The sequence below is a fragment of the Mesorhizobium sp. M0496 genome (assembly GCF_040321205.1).
Taxonomy (GTDB): Bacteria; Pseudomonadota; Alphaproteobacteria; order Rhizobiales; family Rhizobiaceae; genus Mesorhizobium.
In genome coordinates, this window is record NZ_JAMYRC010000084.1 from 1 (window position 1) to 9,987 (window position 9,987).

Annotated in this window: 10 protein-coding genes; 4 read left to right on the plus strand and 6 right to left on the minus strand. The window is 63.9% G+C overall.

Annotated features, from left to right (window positions below; genetic code table 11):
* Positions 1-281 precede the first annotated feature (281 nt).
* The 3 genes from NKI73_RS33035 (at position 282) to NKI73_RS33045 (ending at position 3,555) form a co-directional block, all read left to right on the plus strand.
* Positions 282-1,151 carry a carbohydrate ABC transporter permease gene (locus NKI73_RS33035; protein ID WP_352636191.1) on the plus strand — a complete coding sequence of 290 codons (870 nt, stop codon included), beginning with the start codon at positions 282-284 and terminating at the stop codon, positions 1,149-1,151.
* Positions 1,148-1,972, plus strand: a complete 825-nt coding sequence (locus tag NKI73_RS33040; protein ID WP_352636193.1) for a carbohydrate ABC transporter permease — start codon at positions 1,148-1,150, stop codon at positions 1,970-1,972. Before NKI73_RS33035 ends, NKI73_RS33040 begins: the two co-directional genes overlap by 4 nt.
* 89 nt (positions 1,973-2,061) lie before the next feature.
* On the plus strand, positions 2,062-3,555 hold the full coding sequence (locus NKI73_RS33045) for a M81 family metallopeptidase (protein WP_352636195.1): 1,494 nt from the start codon (positions 2,062-2,064) through the stop codon (positions 3,553-3,555).
* A 144-nt stretch (positions 3,556-3,699) separates the two neighbouring features.
* Here NKI73_RS33045 and NKI73_RS33050 read toward each other — a convergent pair whose 3' ends face one another.
* From NKI73_RS33050 to NKI73_RS33075, 6 genes are all read right to left on the minus strand, one after another.
* Positions 3,700-5,754, minus strand: coding sequence for a M3 family metallopeptidase (locus NKI73_RS33050; protein ID WP_352636197.1), 2,055 nt, complete (start codon positions 5,752-5,754; stop codon positions 3,700-3,702).
* A 97-nt stretch (positions 5,755-5,851) separates the two neighbouring features.
* Entirely contained in the window at positions 5,852-6,286 is a 435-nt protein-coding gene (locus tag NKI73_RS33055; RefSeq protein WP_352636199.1) for a nuclear transport factor 2 family protein, read from the minus strand.
* Positions 6,283-6,927 carry a carbonic anhydrase gene (locus tag NKI73_RS33060; protein ID WP_352636201.1) on the minus strand — a complete coding sequence of 215 codons (645 nt, stop codon included), beginning with the start codon at positions 6,925-6,927 and terminating at the stop codon, positions 6,283-6,285. The genes NKI73_RS33055 and NKI73_RS33060 overlap by 4 nt, the downstream gene beginning before the upstream one ends.
* 147 nt (positions 6,928-7,074) lie before the next feature.
* A complete protein-coding gene (locus NKI73_RS33065; protein ID WP_352636203.1) occupies positions 7,075-7,866 on the minus strand; it encodes a DUF429 domain-containing protein in 792 nt (263 codons plus the stop codon).
* A complete protein-coding gene (pdxY, locus tag NKI73_RS33070; RefSeq protein WP_352636205.1) occupies positions 7,863-8,747 on the minus strand; it encodes a pyridoxal kinase PdxY in 885 nt (294 codons plus the stop codon). The genes NKI73_RS33065 and pdxY overlap by 4 nt, the downstream gene beginning before the upstream one ends.
* 13 nt (positions 8,748-8,760) lie before the next feature.
* Complete coding sequence (locus NKI73_RS33075; RefSeq protein ID WP_352636207.1) at positions 8,761-9,012, minus strand: hypothetical protein; 252 nt, start codon at positions 9,010-9,012, stop codon at positions 8,761-8,763.
* Positions 9,013-9,174: 162 nt separating this feature from the next.
* Here NKI73_RS33075 and NKI73_RS33080 point away from each other — a divergent pair, with 162 nt between their 5' ends.
* Positions 9,175-9,813, plus strand: coding sequence for a LemA family protein (locus NKI73_RS33080; protein ID WP_352636209.1), 639 nt, complete (start codon positions 9,175-9,177; stop codon positions 9,811-9,813).
* Positions 9,814-9,987: the final 174 nt, after the last annotated feature.

Below are 9,987 nucleotides of genomic sequence, written 5' to 3' on the forward strand. Positions count from 1 at the left end.
CACATCGCCCGCCCCACCTCCGCCAACCAAACCGCGCCGGTCCCCCCCCGGGGCCCCCCCCCCCCCGGGCTTGGGCCGCGCCCCACCTCTCCCCCGATCGACGGGGGAGAGGAAGGCCGCCTTCCGCAACTGCTGCGAAGGACGGGCAGGCAGGTGAGGGGCGCGCCGACGGTTGCAAGGAATCCTGAAGCGGTGCCTTGAGAAGAACGAGGCGGGATTAAGTCAATCTTTTAAGCCAGCGCAATCCAATCTCCACCCGCAACACGGTATGAAGCCAGCCGATGCAAAACCGTTTCTTGCCCTATCTCCTGACCTTGCCCAGCCTGTTTCTGGCGGCGGTGGTTATCTTCTGGCCGGTCTGGGACCTGATCCAGATCTCGACACATGATGTCAACCGCTTCGGCCAGCTTCGCGAATTCAACGACTTCGCCAATTTCGCAGCGCTCACTGCCGATCCCGATTTCATCGCCGCTCTTTGGCGCACCGGCCAGTGGACCGTGATGGTCGTCGGCGGTGCGCTTCTCTTGTCGATCCCGGTGGCGATGATCCTCAACACCGATTTCTATGGCCGCGGCATCGCCCGCGTCATCATCATGCTGCCCTGGGCGGTGTCGCTGACCATGACCGCGGTGGTCTGGCGCTGGGCGCTGAGCGGCGAAAGCGGGATGCTGAATTCGGCGCTGATCGGCCTTGGCCTCATCGACCACAACATCCAGTGGCTGGCGAGCGCGGAGACCGCTTTCCCGATGCAGGTGCTGATCGGCATCCTGGTGACGGTACCGTTCACGACGACGATCTTCCTCGGCGGTCTGTCGTCGATCCCCGACGATCTCTACGAGGCGGCGGCACTCGAGGGAGCGACGCCGCTGCAGCAGTTCCGCGAGATCACCTTTCCGCTCTTAAAACCGTTCATCAACATCGCCATCGTGCTCAACACCATCTACGTCTTCAATTCCTTCCCGATCATCTGGGTGATGACGCAGGGCGGCCCGGCCAACTCGACCGACATCCTGGTCACCCATCTCTACAAGCTGGCCTTCCGCATCGGCAAACTCGGCGAAGCCTCGGCGGTGTCGCTGGTGATGTTCGCCATATTGCTGGTCTTCACCATGATCTATGTGCGGCTGGCGATGCGGGAGCAACGCGCATGAGAAGCAAGATCAAGCGTTCGATCATAGCCTGGCTGCTGCTGGCGCCGGTGATCGTGGTGACGCTCTTTCCCTTCGCCGTGATGCTCCTGACCGCGGTCAAGCCAAGACAGGAGGTGCTGTCGCCGACCTGGTGGCCGAGCGAATTCCGCTGGTCGAATTTTTCCGACATGTGGGTGGCGACCGGCTTTGGCCAGGCGCTGCTCAATTCGCTATACGTGTCTGTGATCGCCACCGTCGGCGCCATCCTGATCTCGGTTCCGGCTGCCTATGCGATGTCGCGCTTTCGCTTTGCCGGCTACGGCGCCTTGCGCCAGTTCCTGCTGATTTCGCAGATGATCTCGCCGATCGTGCTGGTGCTCGGCCTGTTCCGGCTGATGGCCGCCTGGGGCCTGGTCGAGAGCACCACCGCGCTCGGCTTCATCTACATGGCCTTCAACGTCGCCTTCACGGTTTGGATGCTGCAGAGCTATTTCGACACCATTCCGCGCGATCTCGAGGAGGCGGCCTGGATGGAAGGTGCCGGCCGCTGGCTGAGCTTGCGCAAGGTGTTCCTGCCGCTCTGCCTGCCGGCGATCGCGGTGACCGCGATCTTCACCTTCATCAATGCCTGGAACGAATTTGTCGTCGCGCTGACCATGCTGCGCAGCCAGGAGAGTTACACGCTGCCGATCCAGGTGTTCTCGCTGGTCGCCGGCCGCTACACGATCGAATGGCACCACGTCATGGCGGCGACGCTGCTGGCGACCTTGCCGGTGGCGATCCTGTTCATCTGGCTGCAGCGCTACCTCGTTCGCGGGCTGGCGCTCGGGGCGGTCAAATAGCCGCTCTATTTCTTCTTTGTTTTGACGCAATTCCGGGCGGAAAACCGCTTCACCCTTCCCTGGAATTGCTCTAGGCCCACGGAGCTTTCATGCGCATCTTCACCGCCTCGCTGGCGACGGAAACCAACACATTCTCGCCGGTGCCGACCGACCGGGCTTCGTTCGAGATGGCCTTCTATGCCGGACCTGGCAAGCATCCGGAAACGCCGACGCTGTGCTCCTCGCCGATGGTCGCGCTCCGCCGGCGCGCGGCAGCAGAAGGCCTCACCGTCATTGAGGGCACCGCCACCTGGGCGGAGCCGGGCGGCCTGGTACAGCGGCAGACCTATGAGACGCTGCGCGACGAGATCCTGGGCCAACTCAAGGCAGCGCTGCCGGTCGACGCGGTGATCCTCGGCCTGCATGGCGCGATGGTGGCGCAAGGCTATGACGATTGCGAAGGCGATCTGCTCGAACGCGTCCGCGACATGGTCGGGCCGGAGGTGGTGATCGCCGTGGAACTCGATCCGCACAGCCATCTGACGCCGAAGCGCGTCGCGGCTTCAGACATCCTCGCCTACTTCCTCGAATTTCCGCACACCGATTTCTACGAGCGCGGTGAACACGTCGTCGAACTCGGGCTGGCAGCAGTGCGTGGCGAGATCAAGCCGGTCATCTCGACCTTCGACTGTCGCATGATCCAGGTGCTGCCGACCAGCCGCGAGCCGATGCGCTCCTTCGTCGACCGCATCAAGGCGCTGCACGGCAAGGACGGTGTGCTGTCGGTTTCCGTCATTCACGGCTTCATGGCCGCCGATGTGGCCGAGATGGGCACGCGCATCCTTGTTATCACCGACAACGACAAGGCCAAGGGCGACGCGCTGGCGGAACGGCTGGGGCGCGAACTCTATGCGCTGCGCGAGAAGACGGCGATGACGATGCTGAGCACCGCCGACGGCATCGATCGGGCGCTGACCGTGCGCGCCAAGAATCCGGGCAAGCCGGTGGTCATCGCCGATATCTGGGACAATCCCGGCGGCGGCGTTCCAGGTGACGGCACCTTCGTGCTGCGCCAGATGTTGGCGCGTGGCCTGAACAATGTCGGCGTTGCGACGATCTGGGATCCGATCGCGGTCACCTTCTGCCTGGCGGCGGGCGAGGGCGCCGTCATCGACCTGCGCTTCGGCGGCAAAGCCGGGCCGCAGGCCGGCGAGCCGATCGACGCGCGCGTCAAGGTGCTGAAGGCGGTTGCGGAGGGCTGGCAGAGTTTCGGGCCGAGCCGCGTGACGCTGGGGCCGACGGCGCTGGTCCGCCTCGAAGGCACCGAGATCGACATCATCCTCAACACCAATCGCACGCAGACCTTCGAGCCGGATATCTTTTCCAATATCGGCGTCGATCCGCTGGCCAAGGATATGCTGCTGATCAAGTCGACCAATCACTTCTACGCCGGCTTCGAGCCGATCGCCGCCGAGATCATCTATGTCTCGGCGCCGAGTTCGTATCCCAGCAATCCGGCGGTGACCAACTACACCAAGCTGACGCGACCGGTGTGGCCGCGGGTGGCTGACCCTTGGAAGGGTGCTGGTAATCTCCCCCCTTGAGGGGGAGATGTCGCCGAAGGCGACAGAGGGGGTCGGTCCGACTGGGCTCGGCCTTCTTCTGCGCGAGGTCGGCGCTTCACGCGCAACGACCCCCTCTGGCCGCTTCGCGGCCATCTCCCCCTCGAGGGGGGAGATGGCCAAGCGCTACACCAATCCCCGCTTCACCATCATCGCTTCCGGCGACGGCATCTTGCCGCGGAAGGCCGTGTAAAGCTCCTCCGGGTCCTTCGAGCCGCCGGCGGCGTAGATGTTCTTCCTCAGCCGCTCGGCGAGCGCTGGGTTGAAGGGGTCGCCGGTTTCCTCGAAGGCGGCGAAGGCGTCGGCGTCGAGCACTTCCGACCACATGTAGGAGTAATAGCCGGCCGAATAGCCTTCGCCTGAGAAGACATGGCCGAAATGCGGGGTGCGATGGCGCATCGCGATGGTATCTGGCATATCAAGCTTCTCAAGCGTTTCGGCTTCGAAACGAAGCGGCTCCTGCGGTGCATCAGGCCGCGCATGATAGGCCATGTCCATCAAGGCAGAGGCCGTGAATTCCACAGTTGCAAAGCCAGCGCCGAAAGTCCGCGCGGCCAGCATCTTGTCGAGCAGCGCCTTGGGCATCGGCTTGCCGGTCTTGACGTGCAAAGCGTGCTTTTCCAGCACAGCCGGCACGGTCAGCCAGTGCTCGTAGAGCTGCGAGGGCAGTTCGACGAAATCGCGGCTGACCGAAGTTCCGGCGACCGACGGCCAGGTGACGTCGGTCAGCATACCATGCAGCGCATGGCCGAACTCGTGGAACAGCGTCTTCGCCTCGTCGACCGACAGCAGAGCCGGCTCGCCCACCGGCGGCTTGGCGAAGTTCATGATGTTGTAGATCACCGGTTTCGAGCCGTGGCCGAGTCCATAGCCGGACTGCAGCGCGCTCATCCAGGCGCCGGAACGCTTTGACGGCCGAGCGAAATAGTCGGCGAGAAACAGGCCGCGCTCGCTGCCGTCGGCATTCTTCACCACGAAGACGCGGGCATCCGGATGCCAGATCGCGATGCCTTTCTTCTCCACGAAGGTTATGCCGAACAGCCGTGTCGCCACGTCGAAGCAAGCGTCGATGATCCGGTCGAGCTGCAAATAGGGTTTCAGTTCGGCTTCATCGAAGGCGAACTTTTCCGCGCGCAGTTTCTCCTGGTAGAAGCGCCAGTCCCAGGCGGCGAATTTTTCGTTGCTGCCGGCTTCCGCTGCCAGTCGCTGCAGGTCGGTCTGGTCAGCCGCAGCCTTTTCCAGCGCCTTCTCCCACACCGGGTCAAGCAGCGCGTGCACGGCGTTCGGTGTCTTGGCCATGGTGTCGTCGAGCTTCAGCGCGGCGAAGGAGGCGTAGCCAAGCAGCTTTGCCTTTTCGGCGCGCAGCTTCAGCATGTCGCGCACAACGGATGTGTTGTCGGTGGCGCCGCCATTCTGGCCGCGCATGGTGAAGGCGCGGAAGGCGATCTCGCGCAGGTCGCGGCGTTCGGAGAAGGTCGAGAACGGCTCATAGATCGAGCGCGACAGGGTGACGGCATAGCGGCCCTTCTGACCGCGCATTTCGGCCGCCTCGGCCATCGAGCTTTTCAGAAAGTCCGGCAGGCCGGCCAGGTCGGCCTCGTCGAGGAACAGCGCCCAGTCGCGCTCGTCGGCAAGCACATTCTGGCCGAAAGTCGTGCCGAGCGAGGACAGCTCCTCGTTGATCTTTGCCAGCCGCTTCTTGCCGTCGGCGTCGAGCTTGGCGCCGGATCGGACGAAGCCCTTCCAGGTCTTTTCCAGCACCCGCAGGGTCTCGGCGTCCAGCTTCAGGCTCTCGCGGCGCTGGTAGAGATCGTCGATGCGGGCAAACAGCCTCTCATTCATCGAAATCGCCGAGAAATGCCTGGACATCTTTGGCGAGATGTCGCGCTCCAGCGCCTGGATCGCTTCATTGGTGTGGGCGCCGGCGCGGCACCAGAAGATCGACGAGACACGCTCGAGCGCCTCGCCGCCGAGTTCCAACGCGGCAAGCGTGTTCTCGATGGTCGGCGTATCTTCGTTGGCGGCGATCGCTTCGATCTCGGCCTCATGCGCCTTCAGCGCGGCATCGAAGACCGGGGAAAAATCGCCGTCGCCGATGCGCGTGAAATCGGGCAGGCCGAGCGGTCCTTGCCACGCAGTCAGCGGATGGGCGGCGAGGTCGACGGCTTTCGTGGAAGGCATGAACGGTCTTTCGCTGGTGAAGGCAGGCGGGGCGGGTCGGTACCGATGTAGGGCGTGGCCGGCGGACCCGCAATATCGCGGTTGGCCGATATCCGCCTTAGAAGCCGTCGCAGTTCTCGGCGATCGCCGCTTGCGAACTGGCGGTGATGCGGTTGTCGGCCACCGCGAAGGTTTCCTGCATCAGCATGTCGTTGTTGGGGAAATCGTAACAGGCGACCACCGTGGTGACGCCGCCTTCGCTCTTCTCGATCCGGTGCCGGATCGCCGCACCGGCAACGGCACCTTTCCATTCGTCGATGGAGGCGATGAATTCCTGCTTGCTTTGTACGACGCCGAGGTCGTCCAGCTTGATGCGGACATCGTCGGCGAGCAGGTCGGACAGTTCTGTGCGGTCGGCGACCAGCAGCGCCGAATACCAGCGGCTGATGATGGCGCGGTCATCGGCGCGGGCGGCAATAATCGCGATCAGCAGCGCAGCCGCCGTCAAAACGGTCGACCGGAGGTTCACCACCTTGCTCGCCGCTGCGTTCATCCCAGCTCCGGCCGTTCGAAATCGCCTGTCTCCTTGTTCATCACCCAGAGTTCACCGGTCGAAATGTCGAACCAGGCGCCGTGCAGCGACAACCGACCCTTGCCTTCGAGGATCGAGACGCAAGGGAAGGTTCGGAGATTGGCGATGGAATAGCGGATCGAGATGCGCTCGAGCGCAGTCTGGCGCTCCGACGCCGTCATGAAGGTGCTGGAGGACACGGTTTCGGCGGCCGGTGCGATCAGGCTCATCCATTTGCCGATGAAGTCGCCGGGCGACAGCGGTGCGGAATTGGTGTCGAGCGCGGCGCGGATGCCGCCGCAGCGGCCATGGCCCATGACGACGATATTCTTGACCTTCAGGCTCTGTACGGCGAATTCGAGCGCGGCGGAGGTCGAATGGAATTCGCCGTCCGGCGCGTAGGGCGGCACCAGATTGCCGACATTGCGTAGCACGAAGAGTTCGCCGGGCCCGGCGTCGAAGATCGCTTCGGGTGCCGCGCGGGAATCGCAACAGGCGACGATCATCGTTTCCGGCGCCTGGCCTTCGCGGGCAAGCTCGCGATAGCGTCCGCTCTCGGTGGGATAGCGGCCGGTCATGAAATTGCGGTAGCCGGCGAGAAGGTGGTCGGGGAGATGAGACATGGGCGGCGTCTGGAGCCTTTCCGGGTTGGATGCGGCAGCTCGTTGCGGTCAGAAGAGGCTCTAACGGCAAAAGCCTGTTGCGAGCAATGCAGAATTGCGGGCGCTAGCTATAAATGCATGCGTCCAGCGCGGCTCTGGGCGATGCGGTCACGCCCAGATGGCGACAGGAATGCCGAAATTGTCGGTGAGCGGCGGGTCGGGAAACGGCCTTGCCTCACCGTCGGCAATGCGACCGGCGATGAGCATCATCGCGGCCGCGTCGAGGAAATCATCGGCGGCGGCACCGCGCGGCGGCGGCTGATCGAGAAAATCCATCTCATAGCCATGCCGGCAGAGCAGCGCCTTGCGTTCCGCCATGCCGGCCGGATTGATGCCGCCCTTGATCTTCTTCGGCAGCTGCATGGCCCGGTCGCCGTTCAGCCGGCAGAAGGCGACCTCCGGGTGCGATTCGAACACACGGCCGCGCAAATCGGGTCGCGCGATCAGCAGTGCGTCGATCTCGCGGATCTTGGCGAAAATGCCGAACGCCTGGATCGAAACGCCGCGCGGTGGGTCGGATGTGGTCTTGGCCACCCCGCTTGCCCTGATGTGCGCGGCATACCAGGCTTCGATGGTGGTGAAGTCGTTGGTGTCGGCATAGAGCGCGGCGCGGGACGGGATCGAGAAGACGCTGGATTGGCGTGCCCCAAGCAGCGGGCGCACCAGCGCTTCGGGGCCGCGCCCACCTTTGCTCGAAAATTCGGGCAGCCCAATCGGCATGTCGACAGCAATGACAGCATCGTCGGGGAGTGAGGCAAGCAGGGCAGCGAAGCTTGCAAAGACCGCGACGGAAGCTATCGAACCGGGGTTACGAGGTGTCGAACCGAGTTCGCGCCGCACGGCGATCCAGCCGGCCTTGCAGCCGTCGACGCCGACAAGCACGACCTTAGTCGGTATCACGCCCGGCGGTCCCGCCCTGGATGCGTGAGGTGGCGCAGCTGCACCATCGCCATCGGGTGCGACAGGCTCTGCGCATCGGTTTCGAGCTGCAGTTCGTCGCCGCCGCGCTTGGCTGTGCGCGCCAGGATCTCGTAGACCGCCGCCGTCGTCGATTGCAGCGCCTTGATCGGCGGCTGGCCGGACAGGATGCGCGCCAGGTAGACCGCCGCCGTCAGGTCGCCCAGGCCATTCGGCGGCTTGTCGATCAGGCGATGCTCGGCAAGCAGCACCTGGTTGCCGCCGAGCAGAAGATTGCCGGTGCCGCCCGTCATCATCGACGGCGCCGAGGTGACCAGCATGGTCGATGGCCCGGCATGGAGGGCGGCCGCGATCACCGATTTCAGGTCGGGCAAGGGCGCGCCGGCCATCCATTCCAGTTCGTAGCGGTTGGGGGTGGCGATGTCGGCGATCGGCATCAGCCGGTCGCGCATGGCGATGGCGGTCGGTTCAGGCACATAGAGGCCACCCGAATCACCCATCACCGGATCGCAGATATAGACGGCGTCGGGCGTCCTTGCCTTCACCGCGGCCACCAGCGAGGCGACAGCCTCGGCCTGGCCGGCCTCGCCGAGGTAGCCCGACAGCACGGCGCCAACCTCGCCCAGCCACGGCGCCCGCTCGAGATCGGCCAGCAGCGCCTTGAACTGGTCGAGCGGCGGCACGATACGCGTTGCCCGTCCATGGCCGGGATGCCAGGGCAGGATGACCGTCGGCACGGCCCAGACCGGAAAGCCCAGCGTCTCCAGCGCGAACACGGCGGCACGGTTGCCGACCGAGCCGCGTGCGACATGGCTGGAAATGACGATGACCGCACGCGGCGCGTCGGCTTGTTCGGCGCTCATTGTTGTTTGATTCCTAACTGCCCCGGATGACGTAAAGCACGAGCCAGACCATCAGGCCCAGCGCCAGCAGCAGGCCGAGTGTCCGGCCAATGCGGGTGCCCCAGACTTCGATCGGATCGGCACGATCGGCATCGGCCGCGGTGACGTGATCGTGCAGGCCTTTCGTGGCCCGCGCCACAAACGAGTTGCCGGCCGGATCCGTCTCGCGCGCAACACGCTCGAGGATACGGCGCGCTTCCTTCTCGCTGTCCTGGCGTTCCGCCATGATGATGTCCCGTTTCGGCAGCGACCTTACCGCGTTCGCCGTACCAATTACAGGGCCTTGCGGCTGACGGTAACGTGTCGATAACCGTGCCCGCCGAGGTCATTTTCTTGCGCGCTGATTGTGGTAATGCTTCGCATGCAACTTTCCATCGAGGGATCCATCATGTTTGCCCAGCGCCTTGCTTCACCGTCCATGTTCCGCACGCTGCCAGCCTTCCTGATGATGGCGATCGTGCTGCCGCTGCTTGCCGGCTGTGGCTACAATACCATCCCGACAGCTGAGGAAAGCGCCAAGGCGGCATGGAGCGAGGTGCTGAACCAGTATCAGCGCCGCGCCGACCTCATCCCCAATCTGGTCGAGACGGTCAAGGGCTACGCCTCGCACGAAAAGGACACGCTCGACGCGGTGGTCGAAGCCCGCGCCAAAGCCACCCAGATCACGGTGACACCGGAAACGCTGAACGACCCCGAAGCCTTCAAGAAGTTCCAGGATGCTCAGGCAGGACTGACGAGCGCGTTGTCGCGGCTGATCGCGGTGTCGGAGGCTTATCCCGACCTCAAGGCCAACCAGAACTTCCTGGCTCTGCAGGCGCAGCTCGAAGGCACCGAGAACCGCATCGCGGTGGCGCGGCGCGATTACATTCAGGCAGTGCGGGATTATAATCTGACGTTGAGGACCTTCCCGTCGGTGCTGTGGGCGACCTTCTGGTTCCGCGGCAACCAGCCTTTCGCCAATTTCACCATCGAGGACGACAAGCTGCAGACGCCAAAGGTCGATTTCGGCACGAAGCAAGGCGGGTGATCCGCGGCTGTCATCGGAATAATCCCGCGAAATGACGGACTGCTGGCGTGCAAACACCCCCCTCTGTCCTGCCGGACATCTCCCCCTCAAGGGCAGGGCTATCGCATATGAGTAAAGAGGTCATAGAAGAAATCTTTGCTCCAGTTTGCCCTTCGCATCTTGCTGGCAATTGGT

Excerpts from the sequence above, each read along its gene's own strand:
- NKI73_RS33035 (WP_352636191.1), top strand. The coding sequence starts at position 282 with ATGCAAAACCGTTTCTTGCCCTATCTCCTGACCTTGCCCAGCCTGTTT.
- NKI73_RS33040 (WP_352636193.1), top strand. The coding sequence starts at position 1,148 with ATGAGAAGCAAGATCAAGCGTTCGATCATAGCCTGGCTGCTGCTGGCG.
- NKI73_RS33045 (WP_352636195.1), top strand. The coding sequence starts at position 2,062 with ATGCGCATCTTCACCGCCTCGCTGGCGACGGAAACCAACACATTCTCG.
- NKI73_RS33050 (WP_352636197.1), bottom strand. The coding sequence starts at position 5,754 with ATGCCTTCCACGAAAGCCGTCGACCTCGCCGCCCATCCGCTGACTGCG.
- NKI73_RS33055 (WP_352636199.1), bottom strand. The coding sequence starts at position 6,286 with ATGAACGCAGCGGCGAGCAAGGTGGTGAACCTCCGGTCGACCGTTTTG.
- NKI73_RS33060 (WP_352636201.1), bottom strand. The coding sequence starts at position 6,927 with ATGTCTCATCTCCCCGACCACCTTCTCGCCGGCTACCGCAATTTCATG.
- pdxY (WP_352636205.1), bottom strand. The coding sequence starts at position 8,747 with ATGAGCGCCGAACAAGCCGACGCGCCGCGTGCGGTCATCGTCATTTCC.
- NKI73_RS33075 (WP_352636207.1), bottom strand. The coding sequence starts at position 9,012 with ATGGCGGAACGCCAGGACAGCGAGAAGGAAGCGCGCCGTATCCTCGAG.
- NKI73_RS33080 (WP_352636209.1), top strand. The coding sequence starts at position 9,175 with ATGTTTGCCCAGCGCCTTGCTTCACCGTCCATGTTCCGCACGCTGCCA.